This window comes from Evansella cellulosilytica DSM 2522 (assembly GCF_000177235.2).
GTDB lineage: Bacteria > Bacillota > Bacilli > Bacillales > Salisediminibacteriaceae > Evansella > Evansella cellulosilytica.
This window is the reverse complement of the sequence record NC_014829.1, coordinates 563,805-582,978: the sequence shown is the minus strand read 5'-3', so window position 1 is coordinate 582,978 and position 19,174 is coordinate 563,805. Positions and strand designations below refer to the sequence as shown.

Sequence of the window (19,174 nt, the reverse complement as noted above, 5' to 3'; positions counted from 1 at the left end):
TTATCCCCTCCTTTACCTAAGAATTACTTCGTCTCCTTCTTCAATACCTTGTAAAATTTCTACTTCAGTGGAAGACTCTATCCCTATCTCGACATCTAGCTCTCTTCTTCGATTATCAACGAGAACGTGTACATACGTACGTCCAAAGCCTTCTCTTAAAGCATTAGTAGGAATTACTAACGTATCCTCTTTTCTCTCAGTCACAATTTCAATTGACACAGAATCACCAACTTGCACGTCCTCAGGTGCACCATCAGGAAAATCTATTAATAAACTTCTACTATATTGGGTTGAGTTATTTTCTAACACATCTTCTGGTACCGTTTCAGGCGTTTGTACAACTTCGCCTCGCATATCCTCACCATTCATTTGCAGCGCCACTTGCATGCCTACCTTTACATCTGAAATGTTATTTGCTGCAGATGCTATATAAATTAATTGTAAGTTACTTAAGTCTGCAACTTGAATGATAGATTCATAGGCATCGACGTAATCTCCTGGCTTATGGGCAGTGACAAACGTGATAATCCCATCAATTGGTGACGTAATTTGTGCAGTAGCTAATTGTCTTCTCAGCTGTGATAACCGAAGCTCTATTCCCTCTTTATCTAACTCGGCAAGCTCTATACTATAACTATCTGCACCACTTCCCTTCACTTGTTTTAAGCGAATATCGGCCTTGGCGAGCTCAATTTCTAGCTGTTCAATATCATGGACAAGATTTCCAGTATCAATTTCTGCTAATAATTGACCTTCCTCTACAATATCTCCTTCTTTCACTTCTACATGTTGAAGTCTCCCACCTGATTGTTCATAAAAAAGGTTTTTACTATGTACAGGCACAAAGTATGCTGTTCCTGTAACCTTTTTTGTAATATCTCCTCTTTGTACCTCAACGAGATCATAATCTACACTCGCTGGTTCAACGAGTGGTGGTGCTATCATTTCCTCTTCTTGAGGTAATAAAGAACAACCAGATAGTAAAAGTGGAAGCGCTATCAAACAACTTAACAAAATACGTGTATTATTTAGTTTCTTGCTCTTGTTTTGCAGATTCAATTTTCCCATCCTCCAATGTGTAAACGTGATCAAGAATTTCTAAAATCCCAGGATCATGAGTCGTCATCATAATCGTTGTTTCTTTATTTTTCGTGAGCTCTTGGAATACACGAATAATATGAAAAGCCATCTTAGAATCTAGTTCAGCCGTTGGCTCATCTGCCAATATGAGCTTTGGCCTCGGTGCAAGTGCTCTTGCAATTGCAACTCGCTGCTGTTCTCCACCTGATAATTCGTATTGACGGTGCTTTGCTCTTTTTGTTAACCCTACTAAAGCTATCGTTTCTTTTATTCTTTCGCTCCATTCCTTTCTCGGAACTCCTGCAATCCTTAAACCAAATTCGACATTCTCTTCGACAGTCATTAATGGGACTAATCCGAATGATTGAAAAATAATGCCGAGATTTTTACGTCTGAATTCTGCACTTTGTGTATCCGAATATTCACTTATAGGCGCTTCTTGGAAATAAATTTCACCGTTAGTTGGTTTATCAAGGCCACCTATTAAATTTAATAAGGTTGTTTTCCCAGATCCTGACCTTCCACGTAATGCTGTTACACTGTATGGATCTATAGTTAAGTTAATACCATTTAGCACTTGAACCTTTTTGTTTCCTTTACCAAAGGAGCGCTCTACATTTTCTACTGAGACAATTGGTTTCAAGTTATTTCACCACCTTCCTAATCTTGATGTTTCTTCTTAAAATAAACTGAGAATCTACGACAATAATTTATAGATTTAACAATAGATGTATATGTACCTAAAATAGTTTCATTTATTTTTTATTAAATATTCAAAGCGCTTTCGATATATATTGTGATGTACGACAAAATCATTACTAAAATACTGAAATTTTCAGCGCATATTATTAGTATACATAAAAACAATCATAGTTTCCTAGTTTTTTGTCATTTTTTCACAAATTAACAAGGTACCTACCCTTCAAATAAAAAGCAATTTATTTTTTAAAATACATATTCTATGGCACAATACATACAAAGAAACTGAATGGGGTGTTTTCTATGATGAAGATAGAAATTTGGTCGGACTTTGTTTGTCCGTTTTGCTACATCGGTAAAAGAAGATTAGAAATAGCGTTAGACCACTTTTCAAATAAACATGCAGTCGATGTTTCTTTTAGAAGCTTTGAATTAGATCGAAATGCTGCTCCGTATTCAGGGAAAAGTATTCATGAGATGCTTGCTGAAAAGTACGGTATGAGTATTGAGGATGCCATAAAGGCTAATCAAGGTGTGGCAGAACAAGCGGATTCTATAGGTCTCACTTTTCAATTCGAGAATATGAAGCCGACGAACACATTTGATGCCCATCGCCTAGCAAAATATGCAAAATCCCAAGAAAAAGAAGGTGAACTAACAGAAAAACTATTGTCTGCTTATTTCACTGAATCAAAAAATGTTGGCGATGTCGAAACGTTAACTAATATCGCTACGTCTGTCGGTCTAGACAAGGGAACTGTAGTGGAAATATTAGATAATAAGTCTTCATTCGCTGATGACGTGAGAGCTGACGAAGAACTTGCTAAAGAATATGGTGTTTCTGGCGTTCCGTTCTTCTTAATCGATGAAAAGTATGCCATTAATGGTGCACAGCCACTAGAAAACTTCATAGGTGCTCTTGAAAAAATATGGGAAGAAGAACATAATAAACCCAAAATACGAGACCTTTCGTTAACTAAAGGGAATGCTTGTTCAGACGACAGCTGCTAATTATAAAGTATTTTGTTTCGAGGCCACTGAAAAAGTGGTGTTCTTTCACTTTTTCAGTGGCCCTAAGCAATGTGCGTAGCCGTCGCAATCGTTAAAAAATCCTGATAGGAGTGGGTTTTCCCTATCAGGCGAGCGACTACAATTACAAATAAAAGGCACTGGAAAAGTTGCTCTGTACTTTTTGGCAACCTTCGAAGAAAGTGCGTAGCCACCTCACTCGAATGCCCACTAACAAGTGAGATAGATGATAGCCATTGTAAGTACTTGTAGCCTATTAGTCATCTTCCCTATTTTTACGATAGACCTTCCAATCACCATGCTCAATATACGTAGTGCATAGATTTTGGTTCACTCCCTCTATATAAACAAAGGCCTCATACTCCCCTTTATGAGTTATCACTTTTTGCCGTATCCTCTCGTACAAATTGTGTTGTGCGCTTCTACTCTCATAGCCTTCTAACCGATCTAACATATCGAGCTCTTCATCGGTAATTTCATAAAGCTCTCCATGCACTTTGGAAATAGCGTCTTGTATGATAACAGGGTATCCATAACCTGTATCAAACATTTTTCCCTCTGTTAAGCTATGCTCACATATACAATTAGCATCTTTAAGTAAATGATGATTTGACTCGTTCTTCCTTAATGTTCCATAACAAAAAACGAAATGTTTTTTTTTCATTTAACATCCATCCTTATTTAGTGTGTTTCTTATGATGGTGAGCGATTGTCCCTTTCTATGAAATAACTTATATGACCCAAAAGCTAGTAAAAGTTCCTCCATGGCTACACCCTCTGCACATTGCATAAAAAGAGACTCAATAGGTAAAAATCATACCTTTTGAGTCTCCCTCTACAAATCATTATTGATTAATCATCTTAAATACTTGCTCTACGTCTTTATCGCCACGACCGGATAAATTAACGATAAGGATATCATCTTTTGATAGCTCTTTTGCTAGCTTAACTGCATGCGCTATTGCATGAGAGCTTTCCAAAGCAGGGATAATCCCTTCCTCTTTTGATAGAAGCTGAAACGCCTCTAGTGCTTCGTCGCCTGTTACTGCAACATATTCGGCACGTCCAGATTCCTTTAAATAACTATGCTCTGGACCAATTCCTGGATAATCTAATCCAGCAGAGATAGAATATGTTGGCCTAGGGTTTCCGTCTTCATCTAACAACGTTAAGCACTTAAAGCCATGAATGACAGCTGGAACACCTTCTGTTAAAGTAGGCGCTTCTGCTGGTTCTACCCCTATAAGACGTACGTCCTTTTCGTCTATATAATGAGCGAAAGCACCAATTGCGTTGCTTCCTCCTCCAGCACATGCTACGACAGCTGTAGGGAGCTTTCCTTCTTTTTCAAGAATTTGTTGCTTTGACTCTTCACTAATAATTGATTGAAAATGCTTTACCATCGATGGGAACGGATGTGGACCAACGGCTGAGCCTAGTAAATAAAATGTATTTTCATAGTTTTCAACAAGGTCACCTAATGCAGCATCAACAGCATCTTTTAATCTACCTTGTCCTGCATCAACTGAAATGACCTTCGCACCAAGTAATTCCATTCGAAACACATTTAATGCTTGTCGCTCCGTGTCTAACTTACCCATATATACCGTACAATCCATATTAAACATCGCGCACGCTGTGGCTGTTGCTACACCATGCTGTCCGGCACCTGTTTCAGCGATGATTCTTTTGGCACCCATACGTTTTGCAAGAAGTATTTGCCCTATAACATTATTAATCTTGTGTGCGCCAGTATGATTTAAGTCCTCGCGCTTTAAATAAATTTTTGCTCCACCAAACTTTTCTGATATATTTTTGGCATAAGTTAAAGGATTTTCTCTACCTACAAATTCCTTTAAGTAGTATTTGTATTCCTCAATGAATTCGGGATCGTTTCGGTAATTCTCAAAGTTTTCTTCCAAAATGTCCATGACCTTTTGAAGCTCTTCAGGAATAAAACTACCACCAAACTCACCAAAATAACCTCTCTTCTCGTCTTCTCTCATACTCATCTTTACTACACTCCTCTACTCTCAGCTATTTTTAGAAAATTATGTTATCAATTATATAATCTTATACACTGAAAATCAAACGAAATTGGTGGAGGTAAAATGCGGAGAAGTTTCCTTTTTTCTTACTTTAATAAATATTTTTTCCATGGAGACATTATTTACTAGTGTTTATTCTAAAGGAGGATTGTCATGATTTTTCAGGCACAAAAGGGGCAAGTTTACTACGGTCATAAGATCGGTATATTAATGTTAGATACATTTATACCTCTTATTCCAGGTGACGTTGGAAATGCGACTACATACGACTACCCTGTGCTATACCGAACACTACATAAGATTACAGCACATAAGATGGTGAATAAAGCTCCAGGTGTTTTAGAAGAAATTATTTCTAAAGGTAAAGAGCTTGTAGATAATGGTGCAGAAGCGATTACTGGTGGTTGTGGTTTCCTACTTTTATATCAAGACGAACTACGAAAAGCTTTAAACGTTCCTGTTTTCTTATCAAGCTTACTTCAGATTCCATTTATGTTACTGATGCTGAATACAAACGAAAAGGTAGGGTTAATTACCGCTGATTCTTCCTTACTTAAAGCCTCGTTGCTACGTGAAATTGGTATAGCAGAAATCGACAGAGTAGAAATAGTAGGTCTTGAAAAAACAGAGCACTTTCGTGAGTGCTGCATGAACGAATCAGGAACCTTAAATAGTGATGTGCTTGAAGCTGAAGTTGTCACTACTGCTGAGAAAATGGTTCATACCAATCCCAATATCAAATCAATTTTACTTGAATGCAGCTTGTTACCCCCATATGCGAAGGCCGTACAAGAAGCTGTTCATCTTCCTGTCTTCGACTATGTAACAATGATTAACTATGTACAAGCATCTTTAAATAAAACAAATTTTAGTGGTTTTTTATAAAATATGTTAAGGAAAAATTAGTACACTTTTATGAAAAAAATGTGTAAAACCATAGGGTGTTCCAAGAGACTGATCCCCCCTATGGAAACACCCTTTACAACATAAAATAACTTATTGCACTTGGTATCAAACCAAAAGATATCTACTCATCTGCAGGATAGATGACTCCTGTTTGCTTCCTCGCCTCTTCCACTACTTCAGAAACGATAATCGAATTCTCATGAGAGTTAACAGCTGATTCCGTTTTTCCAGCTTTAATTAGCTCAACAAACTCCTTTACTTCGTAGTACATTTCAGTTTCTTTTTGAGGCAGACTTACATCTTCAGTAGTGCCATCCTTATAGTTGATCTCTACTTTAGTTGGAGTATGAATGTTATTTAATATGATGTTGCCCTTTTCCCCTTGCATCTCTGATGGCTGAGAAGAGTTTGTAATTTTTGAATACATCACAACCGCCTCCATATCAACATAGGACATGACAATACTTCCTTCTCCATCTACTCCTGACTCTAGAAGAACGGCGCTCGCCTTTACATGAAGAGGTTTTCCAAAAAGGACAACCATGGGGTATATACAGTAAATGCCTATATCCATCAAAGAACCATTGGAAAACTTTGGATTAAAAGCGTTCAGCACTGTCCCGTTTAAATAAGCATCATAGCGAGATGAATATTGATTATAGCTTGCTACATAGCGACGAATTTTCCCTATTTTATGCAAGTGCTCTTTCACTGTAAAAAAGTTTGGTAAAAGCGTTGATTTAACAGCTTCCATTAAAAGTACCTGATTTTGTTTAGCAACCTTCACCATTTCTTTCGCTTCTTTACTGTTTGACGCAAGTGCCTTTTCACATAACACATGCTTACCATGCTCCATACAAGTAATTGCTTGCTCTGCATGAAAAGCGTTTGGGCTAGCAATATAAACCGCATCAACTTCTGGGCTTTTAGCAAGTGCTTGTATATCTGTATATGTATGTTTTAAGTTATATTTCTCAGCGAACTCCTCTGCTCTTTCTTTTGTCCTTGAATAGACAGCTACTAGTTGAAAATCATCAACTTGCGCTCCAGCTTGAATAAAGGACTCTGTAATCCAATTTGTTCCGATCACTGCAAAACGTACCATTGTATTTCACCCTCCTTTGATCCATATTTTAATACGTAGAAATTGCATAGTCCAGAAATGATCTCTTTATTGCAATTCTATAACATTTTCTAGAAATAATTTAGTTTATGAAGTACATCCTATTGAATTATTACTATTTTTAACAGCTGTTTATATTTGGCATACTATTTTAGGTAATTACTTACATTACCTTAATCATTAATTAAAGTCTCATTGGTATTGTATAGAGTGGCGTCTAACTCCTTTTGGACAAGTTTACAAAACTCTGGCTTGTCAAATTTATTCCGTGAATCACTTAGAAGGAGAGAAAGCGCTACAAAAATTATCAAGGAGGTTTCATATGTTTTTGAAAAAAACCTGGTCTAAGGGAATTATCTATTGGATGATTCTAGCATTAGTTTTTAGTATTGTGACACCTATCCAAACGGTATCCGCTTCTTCAAATGATGACATTGTAACGCTAGAAAGTACTACAGAAGACAATGTTACAACTGGCAATGAAGATTTATTAGATTTAACCATTTTACACACGAACGACATTCATTCAAGAATTGACGAGTTAGGAAAGGCTGCGGCTTTCATTAATGCAGAAAGGGAAGCAGCTGAGAATTCTCTTTACCTTGATGCAGGTGACATTTTCGGTGGTTCACCAGTTAATGATATTAATCTTGGAGAACCAATTATTGAAATTTTAAATGAAATGAACTTAGACGCACTAACAATAGGAAATCATGAGTTTGACTATGGTCAAGATGCCTTTGCAGATAGAGTTATTCAATCTGATTTCCCTTGGATTAGCGCGAACATGACTGTTAGTCCAGAAATCCCGATTGAACAACCTGATCCATATACCATTTTTGAATTTGACGATTTCGATGTTGCTGTATTCGGACTTACACAAAATCCCCCCGCAACGGCACCTAGTGGTATTGTTGGCATCGAGTTTCATAACTACGTGGAAACAGCACTTCAATATCAAGATGAAATGGAAGCTCAAGCAGATATTATTATTGCCTTAACACATATTGGTAACAGTGCTGATAGGCGATTAGCAGAATCGGTCGATTATTTTGATGTTATTATAGGTGGACATTCCCACTCTGTTATTAACAGTCCTCAAGTAGTAAATGGAACACCAATTACCCAAGCCGGTGGCTATGCTAGCCATGTTGGTAAATTAAACCTTTCTATTGACCCTGAAACAAAAGAAGTTGTAGATGTTACTGGACATTTACAATCAATTGATCAATTAACAGAAACAGAAGAAAATATTCAATCAATAATAGATTCCTGGAATATTCAGATGGAAGATATTCTTCAAATAACTATTGGAGAATCCGATACTGGCCTAACTCGTGATGGAAGAAATAGTCGAGATATAGCATTAGGTAACTTCTGGACCGATGCTATGGTTTGGGCAACAGAAGCTGATATGGCTTTTACGAACAATGGTGGTGTTCGTGATTCTATTGAACCTGGTGCTATTACCATTGGAGATATTTATCGTGTTGAGCCATTCGATAACCAAGTAATGCTCTATGAAATGACAGGACAAGCGATTAAAGATGTTATTCAATATTCTTATTCAAGATTTAGAAATGTTGATCTGCAAACATCCGGTTTACATTACACTATTCTAACTGACGAAAACAGATATTACTCTGATGCAATATTAGAGTTAAATGGCGAGCCATTAAATATGGAACAAACTTATATAGTTGCTTTGCCTGATTTTATAGGGACTGGCGGTTCAGGTTATCACTTTGTTGGAGAAGTTATTTATCCTGAAGTAATGCCTGTGACTACAGCTATGATTCAATATGCAGAATTCTTAACAGAGCAAGGAAAAAGGCTTAATTACGAATCAGAAGGCAGAATTTCAATAATATTGCATAGTGAATTAGAGCCAACTAACCCTGAACCTAATGATCCTCCAAACTCAGAAGTATTAGATTTAACCATTTTACACACGAACGACATTCATTCAAGAATTGACGAATTAGGAAAGGCTGCCGCTTTCATTAATGCTGAAAGGGAAGCAGCTGAGAATTCTCTTTACCTTGATGCAGGTGACATTTTCAGTGGTTCACCAGTCAATGATATTAATCTTGGAGAACCTATTATTGAAATATTAAACGAAATGAACTTAGATGCTTTAGTCATTGGAAACCATGAGTTTGATTACGGACAAGATGTTTTTGCTGAAAGAGTTATTCAATCCGATTTCCCTTGGATTAGCGCGAACATGACTGTTAGTCCAGAAATCCCGATTGAACAACCTGATCCATATACCATCTTTGAATTTGACGATTTTGATGTTGCTGTATTCGGACTAACACAAAATCCGCCAGCAACAGCACCTAGTGGTATTGTTGGCATCGAGTTTCATGATTATGTGGAAACAGCTCTTCAATATCAAGATGAAATGGAAGCTCAAGCAGATATTATTATTGCTTTAACACATATTGGTTATGGTGCAGATAGAAGCTTAGCAGAAGAAGTCGATTACTTTGACGCCATTATTGGCGGACATACTCATACTACTTTAAGCACTCCTCAAGTAGTTAATGGCACACCTATTACACAAGCCGGTGGTTATGCTAGTCATGTTGGTAAGCTTAACCTTTCCATCGATCCAGAAACAAAGCAAGTAATAGAAGTGTCTGGAGGTTTACAGGAGATCAGTTCACTGTCTGAAGTAGATGAAGATGTGCAAGCTATTGTAGATCACTGGAATGAGCAAATGGATGAAATTTTAAGCATTGTCATTGGAGAAACAGAAACTGGTTTATCTCGTAATGAGAGGTATGAAACAGACGCTCCATTAGGAAACTTTTGGACAGATGCTATGGCTTTTGCAGCAAGTGCTGACATAGCTTTCACAAATAATGGTGGCATTCGTGATTCCATCTCTCCAGGTGACGTTACCATTGGAGATATTTATCGTATTGAGCCATTTGACAATCAAGTCATGCTTCTAGAAATGACTGGAGAAGCTATAAAAAATGTTATCGAATATTCCTATACAAGGGATGGACGTAACCAAATAGACCTACAATCCTCTGGGTTACATTATACGATTTTAACTAATTCGAGCGGCCAATATATCGATGCCATTTTAGAGATTAATAATGAACCTATCAATATGAATGCTAGTTACCTTGTTGCTGTTCCAGATTATATAGGGACAGGCGGATCAGGATATCATTTTGAAGGTGAAGTCCTCTACAATGAAGTTACACCTATGACAACAGCAATGATAGATTACGCTGAATATTTAGGCTTGCAAGGACAAAAATTAAACTATCACATTGAAGGTAGAATTAATATTAAAATTGATCCTAATGCAGATACTCCAGATGGCAACACAATAGGTGCTACTACTAACGGTTTATATAGTGACAACAAGTCGGCCATGGACGTAGGTCTTGGTAATTTATATGCCGATGCTGTTCGTTCAATCGCTAACGCTGACATTGGATTACTTAACGGAAGCTCTGTTTCAGGAAATATTCCAGCTGGGGATATTACAATAGAGCAAATTGAACAGTTAGATCGTTTCGGAAATGAGATTGTGCTAGTGGAAACTACTGGTGCACAATTAAAAGAGATGATCTTGAGTCAATCTAATTTTCATAGAAACGTAGATTTGCAGGCATCTGGAATTCACTATATTCTCGTAAAAGGGGATGGTCCACAAACATTTAGTGATGTCTCCATTTATTTGGAGGACGGAACACCAATTATTGAGGATGCTGTTTATACCGTCGCATATAATGATTTTATGCATAATGGAGGACACTATACTCTAAGTAACGAAACAATTGAAATAGAACCTATCACTGTTTGGGAAGCTGTTGTTGAATACGTAAAAGCACAAGAAGGTCCTATCGATTATGTTGAAGGAAGTCGGATTTACGTAGAAATTCTCGCACATCCAAGAGTAGAAGAGGAAACTATTTTTATTAGTGACGACATAGTTGATAAAATCACGAAGAATAGTGTTTTAGCAATTAACCTGCATTCAGATGAGTTTAGTTCAATTTCAAAAATTACATTCTCTCAATCTCAAATTGATGCTTTAAGAGAGAATAACGTAAACGTGTATATTACTACAGACTTTTTTACAATTTCTTTCCCGGCTGCAATGTTTAGTTCTGGGGAAGTGGAGTTCTCTTTTGAAAACGTAAATGAGGAAGAAATAGACCTTACTAAAATTGATGAAATCGGCCACCTTCTCAGCAAAGTGTACAATTTTACATTCTTGCATAATGGTCAACCCTTTACACAATTCGGAGAATATGATGTGACATTGAAGCTTCCACTAGTACATGAATTCGATAACGAAGAAAACGTAAGTGTATATTTCTACGATAAATCGGAAGAACAATGGACTTCAATTGGCGGCACATTAGACAACGGGGTCATTCAGGCACAGACGAACCACTTTAGTATGTTTGCAGCTTTTGAATTTTTTGAAGGAACGGAACAAGAGCCTATTGATCCAGTTGATCCAGTCGATCCAATCGATCCTGTCGACCCTATTGATCCTATAGATCCTATAGATCACGTCGATTCTACTGATTCAGTTGATCAAAACCCTGAACAGGATGGTAGTAAAGAAAGTGATAAAGAAGACGATATTGAAAAGAAAATAGTGGAAGATGAAAAGAAAGGTTCAAACAAAACGCTTCCAGATACAGCAACGGATGTATATCAATGGCTATTAGCCGGGTTACTATTAATTTTTCTAGGTATCAGCTTAACACTAATCAGAAATAGACACAAAACAGTATAATTTCTCAATAGGAGCACTCAAAAGCTTGTTTTGAAGGGAACTGAAAAGGTTGTACCTTATTCAGTTCCTTCCATACAATGAAGTGAACTCGTTGCAATCTTTTTTTTAGACTCATATGGGTCGTTTTTTCAAAATAGTCGCATAACTAACGGAGCCATTGCCATTGAACTAAAGGCCACCGATAAAGATGATCTGTACTTTTTCAGTGGCCTCTCTTATTTAGCTTTTGAGACACCCCCCTTTAATAGATTTACATAAATTTTACAAATGGTTAATATTTGCAACAAATAGATTTGTTATTCTTCAAGAGAGTAAATTAAATCGATTTTACTAAATGCTATTTCTGGGGGCACATATCAAATGAAGATTTCCACTTTGGTTAATACTACGCATTACAATAATCGCGAATTAAGTTGGCTAGCATTTAACTATCGTGTGTTAGAAGAAGCGATAGACGAACGTAATTTACTAATGGAACGTTTTAAATTCCTTTCTATATTTAGTTCTAATTTAGATGAGTTTTTTATGGTACGTGTAGCAGGCTTAACCGACCAAGTAAAAGCAGGATTTACAAAACCAGAAAATAAAGCAGGTCTAACTCCAAAGGAACAACTCACCCTAATCGCAGAAAAAACACAACCATTAGTAAAAAAACAGTACGAAACATATGAAATGTTACTTTCTTTATTATCAAAACAAGGTATTTCCCTTACTCAAATAAATAGCTTAAGTAGAGAAGAATTGTTCTTTTTAGAGCAATATTTTGATGAGCAAATTTATCCTGTATTAACTCCGAGAGCAATAGATGCGTACAGGCCCTTTCCGATGCTATTAAATAAAAGCTTAAATTTAGCTATTGTAATAGATGGACAAGACAACGAGCATGAACAAATCACAGATCTCTCTGGAAAACTTGCCATTGTTCAAGTTCCTTCCGTATTAGATCGTTACGTTCTCATACCATCTTTCACGAATGAGCGGAAATATATATTACTTGAGGATTTGATTACTACTTTTATTCATAAGCTATTCTTTGGTAGGTCTATCAAAAGTGTCACTTCGTTTAGAATTACGAGAAATGCAGATTTAACAATACACGAAGATGAAGCCATTGATCTACTTATTGAAATCGAAAAAGAACTGAAAAAACGAAAATGGGGAGCCGCTGTTCGCCTTGAGATAAAAGAAAATGAATACGATCATAATGTACTAAAATATCTTAAACAAAGACTAGGTATACATGAAAAGGATACGTATATTGTAAATGGCCCACTTGATCTTACTTTTTTATTTACTTTCTACGAAGAAATAGGGAGATTCAATCCCTCCCTTATCGACCTGCCTATGGTTTCACAACAGCCTGTAGATTTAGAAGATAATAAAAAAATCTTCGACGTTGCTTTAAAGAAAGATATTCTATTACATCACCCTTACGATTCCTTTCAGACAGTAGTGGACTTTATTTCTCTTGCTGCGAACGATCCTAATGTCCAAGCAATAAAACAAACGCTTTACAGAGTGAGTGGGAATTCTCCTATCATTCATGCACTAAAGCGTGCTGCAATAAACGGAAAACAAGTCACTGTTTTAATAGAATTAAAAGCAAGATTTGATGAGGAAAATAATGTTAGTTGGGCAAAAGAATTAGAAAAAGAAGGTTGTCACGTCATTTACGGAATGACACGCCTAAAAACCCATAGTAAAATTACACTTATTGTTAGGCGTATGGAAGGAAAAATTGAGAGGTTTGTTCACTTAGGTACTGGTAATTATAACGATAAAACAGCCAAGCTTTATACAGACATTGGTTTGATTACTTCTGAAGAAGAAATAGCTAATGATGCAACTAGATTTTTTAATTATATAAGTGGCTACTGTGATAAACCTGAATATCATCATTTTTCACTAGCCCCCCTTGATATACGTGATGACTTTATAAGATTAATAGAAAAAGAAATAAGAAACCACGAAGGATATGGCAATGGACGGATTATCGCTAAAATGAATTCATTATCTGATAAAAAAATCATCGATAAATTTTACGAAGCATCATCTAAAGGAGTAAAAATTGACCTTATTATAAGAGGGATTTGCTGTTTACGACCTGGTATAAAAGGAGTAAGCGAAAATATTACAGTCCGAAGCATCGTGGGGCAGTATTTGGAGCATAGTCGCATATACTATTTCTATCATAATGGTGAAGAAAAAACATTTATTTCTTCCGCTGATTTAATGACACGTAACATGGAGAATAGAATAGAAATTTTATTCCCTCTCTTAAGTACTGAAATAAAAGACAGAGTGGTGTCATGGTTACTTCTCTATTTATCTGATAATACGAAAGCACGAACACAAGACAGGAATGGAAACTACCATTATGTTACACCTCTTGAAGGAGAACCTTTAATAAATAGTCAACTAGCTGTTAGTAATAGAGGCTTTACACCTCCTATTCAAAAGGGATTTACTCATTATTTTTATACATTTAAAGAAAACATTATAAAAAAATTTATAAAAACGAACAAGCATCATTAAAAAGTACGGGTTTACTTGTGAGGTGCAAATTGTCAAATCACAATCAAATTCACACGCTAAACTTACATCTTTCGCAACTAGATTCACAGTATAATTCGCATAAAAACAATGGCGCGAAAGTTCTTCGTACCATTGTTTTTATGTTTACTTATTTCACGAATCGTTTGTTGGAGTAAATGCGGTTTTATTGGAAATTTATTAGATAAACTTGGCTTATCGTCAATTCCTTGTATTCCTCTCTTTACCAGTGAAATAAAATAAGCGGAGAATTTCCGTTTAAAATCAAACTTGACCTAATTTCGTGGCAAATAAGGGTAGTTTTTCCGCTTATGCAAAGGAAATCCCCCCTTTTTCAATAGTTTCGAGTCAATAAGGGGAATTTCTCCGTTTATTCAGACTATTTTCAGTGCTATTTATTAAATAAGCGGAATTTCTCCGTTTATTTATTCAATTGAGTATTTCTGCTCGTTTCTTTCATTACATTGCTTGAAAGATTGAAAGATTATATATATCTTCTCATTTACTTTTATATAAAAAACAATTCCTTACCTTTCACATTAGAATTCACATGGCAAAATCACATCAAAATCACAAGTGGCTCTTTTCTCATAGATTGTTGTAAATATATTTTAGCTTGGTTGCTCTACAAGCGGGTACTTACCGTGGGCAAGGCTTCAAGAGGTATTGGAAAAGGTCGATATTTATCTTTTTATTAGTAGTGGTGCCATTTAATAACTTCATCATATGATAAAAGTAAAACTAATAAAGTGCTGCGCGAATCTTAAGTGGAGGTGATTCCTTTCTTTCATACGGTTCTTCCTGGTGAAACACTGAATCAAATAGCAATCGATTACCGAACACCACTGACGACCATTATTAATGCCAATCCAAATCTTGATCCGAATGTGATTTATCCTGGCCAATCGATCGTCATCCCTGGTTTTCCACCACTAAATACTATTCCATATGTTATTGATGTTTCTATCCGAGGACGCTCTCTCATTCTTTTAAAGGATGGTGTACAGCAAAAACAATATTCAATAGCTGTCGGTAGAATACTCCATGAGACCCCAACTGGGAAATTTATTATTATTAATAAAGCACCAAACCCTGGGGGAGCTTTCGGGACAATGTGGATGAGCTTATCAAAGCAACACTACGGCATCCATGGCACGAATGACCCTAGTTCGATTGGCAATGCTGTTTCGAAGGGATGTATTCGAATGCATAACCAAGATGTAGAAGAATTAGCGAGCATTGTCCCGATAGGTACTCCCGTCGTTATTCGCCCATAAAGAACGAACACCATACCTTCATGCTCCTCACAGAATCGTTTCGTTACTCAAAATCCAGCTATGTTATACTAAAAAAAAAGTCATGAGGTTGACTCAAACAGTTGATTTATTATCTGTTGAGTCAACCTTTCTATTTGTCGTCAAATGTCATAAATCTACTTATGCTAAAGGCTGTATCAAAGTATTTTCTTGCTTTTGACACAGCCTTTTATGTTATTTGAAAAACTTGTTGAATTTATATTGACCCTAACGTTACGTTATACTTTATATTTAATTTTGAAGGGGGTATTCCTCATGGGCATGAAAGTGAAGGAAGTGGCTAATCTTGTTGGTATTAGCATTCGCACACTACACCATTATGATGAAATAAATCTTTTAACACCTGATGAAATAACCAATTCAGGATACCGACTATACTCGGATAAGGATTTGGAGAAGCTGCAGCAAATTTTGTTCTTTAAAGAGCTTGGATTTCCCTTAAAGAAAGTGAAAGAAATAATCGATTGTCCTACATTTGATCGAGAAAGAGCACTTGAACTTCAGCGGAAATCATTACTTGAAAAGCGTTCAAGGCTCGACAAAATGATTAAGACGATTGATAAAACAATGAGACACGCGAAAGGAGAAATTAACATGTCAAACAAAGAAAAATTTGAAGGGTTTGATTTTCACAATAACCGCTACGAACAAGAAGCAAGGGAACGCTGGGGGGATCAAGCAGTCGACGAATCAAAAGCTAAAATTGCAAATATGCCTGGCGATCCAGAGGCAATAGTAACAGAAATTTATAGTAAGCTCGCCGCACTTAGACATCAATCCCCTCAATCGGCAGAAGCGCAATCTGCAATCAAGGAATGGTTTGATTGCTTAAACAAAAACTTCGGGAATTATTCGCTAGAAGCGTTTAAAGGTTTAGGTCAAATGTATGTCGATGATGAACGATTTACACAAAACATTGATAAAATGGGAGAGGGACTCGCTCAGTTTATGTGTGATGCAATGGTGCACTTTGCAGATACGACAAAAAATAAATAGATAGAAGCACCATAGTCACTCAAAAGAGGGTGCTCTATAAGTGCCCTTAATCAATGTGCGTAACCGTCGCAATCGTTAAAAAACCTGATAGGAGCGGGTTTCTCCTATCAGGCGAGCGACTGCAATACAAATAAAAGCAACTGAAAAAGTTGCTATGTACTTTTTCAGTGCCCTCCGGATTTTTTCCTATTAAGTCACCTTAAAAGCAATGTACGGAGCCACAGCAATCCCTTAAACTCCATTATAAACAGGACTTAGAGTGGGCATAGGCGCCGCGTAGCCATTGCTAAAACTTTATATAGCTTAATAGGGCACCCCCTCCCAACCAATTACTTTATTTTGCAATACGCTTCAGAGAAATATTCAGGATTTAACTTTTCACCAGTAACTCGCTCAATTTTTTCATTCCAATGATATTTCGATCCTAGCTTAAAGAACTGCTCATTTAAGACTTGACCAACCTCTGGCGTAAAAAACTGATCACTTACTTGTTTATTAATATAGTGATGCAGCTGTGCAGAAGTCAACTCTCCTAGTAAATAGTTTTGATAGTAGACTGGTGCTAAAGTAAAGTGAATTTTAGCTGCCCAATCAGGTAAATCACGACCTTCTGGTGGGTTCACTAACTGAATCTCACTCACTAGCTTCCACCATAATCCATTTAAATCTTGCTCTGGATTTTCATATAATTCCTTTTCAAAAAAGACGAATGTAATGATCCAACGACCTGCTATTAGCATCATTAACTGCTCATGCTTCTCTAACGCTGGCGCAAGCTCATCTAGTTTACTATCTTCCAGTTTTAAAAACGTTTTTAACCACTCTTTATTTTGCGTCATTTTCCCAAACAGCATTGCTATCGCTTCGGTTGTGAGCGTATGCGCAGGAGAACGCAAAATAAAAGGAAGTTCTCGGTCTAAATATTTGAAATATGCTGCATGACCAAATTCGTGAAGCATCGTTCCCATCCAATATGCATTCGGTTCATTATTACATAAAACGCGAGTATCACCTTCTCGGTCCATATCTGTACAAAATGCTGTCGGATTTTTACCTTCGCGAGGTAATAAATCACTTTTCGCATACAAATCATCAATCGGAATACCCATAGCAGAGAATGTATCCGCAGTAAGCTTATTTAAGTCTTCATTTTTAAAATAAGGATCAAGATTTGTTTCCTCTGAGGCTGGCGCTTCCTGGAAGAACGGGTCAACATAATGCCAAGGTCGTATTTCTTCCACGGTAATATTAAACTTACTTGCTATCTCCTCATCAAGCTCAGCCTTCAATGCGCGGAACGCTTTATCTGAGTCATCGATTAGCTTTTGGAAAATCGAGAATATTTCTTCTCGATCTAGCTCTTGGTTTTTAAAGGACATTTGATGGTAATTATCAAAGCCTACTGCTTTTGCAGCTTCGTTTCGCTTTCTCACAAGTGTTAATAGCTTTCCTTCTACTACTTGTCCCACTTCCTTTGAAGCCTTCCATGCATTTTCTCGTTCCTGTACATCATCACTATTGAGCAAAATGTTACGTATATCATTAGCAGATAGCTTTTTACCATCTACTTCTGGTGCATACGTATTAAACATATGGTTTAACTCTGCCGATAATTGTGAGAGCTCCTTAAGAATATCCTTTGGAAGCTGATTTTCTCTCAATGTTTTTTGCAGTGCTTCCAGCTGTCTCTTTTGTAACGCACTTAAGTTATCCATTTTCAAATAGCTAGTTACTGTTTCATATAGTTCTTTATCTGAAAAGTATGTACGAAATTGTGTTTGTGCCTCTCCTACCTTTTGCGCCCACTCTTTATCGCCTGTCGTTTGCGCCTTCCAGCTAGCATTTGTAATTCCACGGTATAGTTCCCTTATTTTTTCATTTTGAGTCTGTAAAAACTGCTCTACCGCCATCGGATTACCTCCTGTAAAAATTTAATTAAGTATAAAGATTTAATTGCCTACCATTATTTAGAATAACATTAATTGAGTTTGTCCACTAACATTTGTCCGAAGTTAGAGGTCTTTAAAGTAAAAGAAGGATAGGTAAAGTTCCCCTTATCTACCCTCAGATTTTTTATGTTAAAAGGAGACGATTCCAAATATTTTCCATTCCCCGTTATTATCCTCTGCAACTAATACATTGTCTACAACACCAGAAGTCTCACCATGTATACTTATGCTTATGTCAACAATGACAATATAATTATCACCACTTGTCACTAATAATGGTTCTAAAGCAAATGGAACCGTAATATCATCATCAATTTCATCTATGGAGCGTACGGAAATTTCCTCGATGCGCCAATCCTCTAGTGTTCTCATGTCTTTAAAAATATTCACATAATCACGTTCCGAAATATTTAAATACGTAAGGTAGTCACTCGCCAAATAACTTAACGCTTCATCATAGTTTTCTTTCTGTAAACTGTCATAGTAGTAATATACGGCAGCCTCTACAGGGTCATCTATTTCTTTTGTAGAAGACTCCTCTCCCGTTCCGAAACAGCCTGTCGACAATACAATTAATACAGAAACTAGACAAAATAACAATACTTTTTTCATCCTCTTCCTCCCTGGTTTCATTAATTCTATTTAATGTATGAAGATAGAAGGATGTCTGATACCCGTCTTATGAAAAATATAAA

13 protein-coding genes are annotated in these 19,174 nt (G+C 36.6%); 6 read left to right on the top strand and 7 right to left on the bottom strand.

The window, feature by feature from the left end:
• Window positions 1-12: 12 nt before the first annotated feature.
• Both BCELL_RS02755 and BCELL_RS02750 read right to left on the bottom strand, forming a co-directional pair.
• Window positions 13-1,059: an efflux RND transporter periplasmic adaptor subunit gene (locus tag BCELL_RS02755; protein WP_013487143.1), complete on the bottom strand. Its 1,047-nt coding sequence runs from the start codon at window positions 1,057-1,059 to the stop codon at window positions 13-15.
• Entirely contained in the window at window positions 1,025-1,723 is a 699-nt protein-coding gene (locus tag BCELL_RS02750) for an ABC transporter ATP-binding protein (protein WP_013487142.1), read from the bottom strand. Before BCELL_RS02750 ends, BCELL_RS02755 begins: the two co-directional genes overlap by 35 nt.
• A 362-nt stretch (window positions 1,724-2,085) precedes the next feature.
• On the opposite strand from BCELL_RS02750, the gene BCELL_RS02745 reads away from it, so the two are divergent.
• Window positions 2,086-2,790 (top strand): DsbA family oxidoreductase, encoded by a 705-nt coding sequence (locus BCELL_RS02745; RefSeq protein ID WP_013487141.1) that lies wholly within the window; start codon window positions 2,086-2,088, stop codon window positions 2,788-2,790.
• 274 nt (window positions 2,791-3,064) lie between these two features.
• Here BCELL_RS02745 and BCELL_RS02740 read toward each other — a convergent pair whose 3' ends face one another.
• Both BCELL_RS02740 and trpB read right to left on the bottom strand, forming a co-directional pair.
• A complete protein-coding gene (locus tag BCELL_RS02740; protein ID WP_013487140.1) occupies window positions 3,065-3,472 on the bottom strand; it encodes a gamma-glutamylcyclotransferase family protein in 408 nt (135 codons plus the stop codon).
• A gap of 181 nt (window positions 3,473-3,653) precedes the next feature.
• On the bottom strand, window positions 3,654-4,820 hold the full coding sequence (gene trpB / locus BCELL_RS02735; protein ID WP_013487139.1) for a tryptophan synthase subunit beta: 1,167 nt from the start codon (window positions 4,818-4,820) through the stop codon (window positions 3,654-3,656).
• Window positions 4,821-5,009: 189 nt separating this feature from the next.
• Between trpB and BCELL_RS02730 the strand changes: the two genes are divergently transcribed.
• Window positions 5,010-5,741 carry an aspartate/glutamate racemase family protein gene (locus BCELL_RS02730; RefSeq protein ID WP_013487138.1) on the top strand — a complete coding sequence of 244 codons (732 nt, stop codon included), beginning with the start codon at window positions 5,010-5,012 and terminating at the stop codon, window positions 5,739-5,741.
• A gap of 142 nt (window positions 5,742-5,883) precedes the next feature.
• On the opposite strand, the gene BCELL_RS02725 is transcribed toward BCELL_RS02730, so the two are convergent.
• Complete coding sequence (locus tag BCELL_RS02725; RefSeq protein ID WP_013487137.1) at window positions 5,884-6,867, bottom strand: Gfo/Idh/MocA family protein; 984 nt, start codon at window positions 6,865-6,867, stop codon at window positions 5,884-5,886.
• Window positions 6,868-7,207: 340 nt separating this feature from the next.
• Here BCELL_RS02725 and BCELL_RS21440 point away from each other — a divergent pair, with 340 nt between their 5' ends.
• The 4 genes from BCELL_RS21440 (at window position 7,208) to BCELL_RS02705 (ending at window position 16,530) form a co-directional block, all read left to right on the top strand.
• Entirely contained in the window at window positions 7,208-11,665 is a 4,458-nt protein-coding gene (locus BCELL_RS21440; RefSeq protein ID WP_013487136.1) for a 5'-nucleotidase C-terminal domain-containing protein, read from the top strand.
• Window positions 11,666-12,025: 360 nt separating this feature from the next.
• Window positions 12,026-14,200 (top strand): RNA degradosome polyphosphate kinase, encoded by a 2,175-nt coding sequence (locus BCELL_RS02715; RefSeq protein ID WP_013487135.1) that lies wholly within the window; start codon window positions 12,026-12,028, stop codon window positions 14,198-14,200.
• A 785-nt stretch (window positions 14,201-14,985) separates the two neighbouring features.
• Window positions 14,986-15,495 (top strand): L,D-transpeptidase family protein, encoded by a 510-nt coding sequence (locus BCELL_RS02710; RefSeq protein WP_013487134.1) that lies wholly within the window; start codon window positions 14,986-14,988, stop codon window positions 15,493-15,495.
• 294 nt (window positions 15,496-15,789) lie between these two features.
• Window positions 15,790-16,530 carry a MerR family transcriptional regulator gene (locus BCELL_RS02705; RefSeq protein ID WP_013487133.1) on the top strand — a complete coding sequence of 247 codons (741 nt, stop codon included), beginning with the start codon at window positions 15,790-15,792 and terminating at the stop codon, window positions 16,528-16,530.
• Between the two features lie 329 nt (window positions 16,531-16,859).
• Here the strand turns inward: BCELL_RS02705 and BCELL_RS02700 are convergent, their stop codons facing one another.
• On the bottom strand, window positions 16,860-18,440 hold the full coding sequence (locus BCELL_RS02700) for a M2 family metallopeptidase (RefSeq protein WP_013487132.1): 1,581 nt from the start codon (window positions 18,438-18,440) through the stop codon (window positions 16,860-16,862).
• 168 nt (window positions 18,441-18,608) lie between these two features.
• Window positions 18,609-19,091, bottom strand: coding sequence for a hypothetical protein (locus tag BCELL_RS02695; protein WP_013487131.1), 483 nt, complete (start codon window positions 19,089-19,091; stop codon window positions 18,609-18,611).
• Window positions 19,092-19,174: the final 83 nt, after the last annotated feature.

Excerpts from the sequence above, each read along its gene's own strand:
- BCELL_RS02730 (WP_013487138.1), top strand. The coding sequence starts at position 5,010 with ATGATTTTTCAGGCACAAAAGGGGCAAGTTTACTACGGTCATAAGATC.
- trpB (WP_013487139.1), bottom strand. The coding sequence starts at position 4,820 with ATGAGTATGAGAGAAGACGAGAAGAGAGGTTATTTTGGTGAGTTTGGT.
- BCELL_RS02695 (WP_013487131.1), bottom strand. The coding sequence starts at position 19,091 with ATGAAAAAAGTATTGTTATTTTGTCTAGTTTCTGTATTAATTGTATTG.
- BCELL_RS02705 (WP_013487133.1), top strand. The coding sequence starts at position 15,790 with ATGGGCATGAAAGTGAAGGAAGTGGCTAATCTTGTTGGTATTAGCATT.
- BCELL_RS21440 (WP_013487136.1), top strand. The coding sequence starts at position 7,208 with ATGTTTTTGAAAAAAACCTGGTCTAAGGGAATTATCTATTGGATGATT.
- BCELL_RS02740 (WP_013487140.1), bottom strand. The coding sequence starts at position 3,472 with ATGAAAAAAAAACATTTCGTTTTTTGTTATGGAACATTAAGGAAGAAC.
- BCELL_RS02745 (WP_013487141.1), top strand. The coding sequence starts at position 2,086 with ATGAAGATAGAAATTTGGTCGGACTTTGTTTGTCCGTTTTGCTACATC.
- BCELL_RS02725 (WP_013487137.1), bottom strand. The coding sequence starts at position 6,867 with ATGGTACGTTTTGCAGTGATCGGAACAAATTGGATTACAGAGTCCTTT.
- BCELL_RS02715 (WP_013487135.1), top strand. The coding sequence starts at position 12,026 with ATGAAGATTTCCACTTTGGTTAATACTACGCATTACAATAATCGCGAA.
- BCELL_RS02700 (WP_013487132.1), bottom strand. The coding sequence starts at position 18,440 with ATGGCGGTAGAGCAGTTTTTACAGACTCAAAATGAAAAAATAAGGGAA.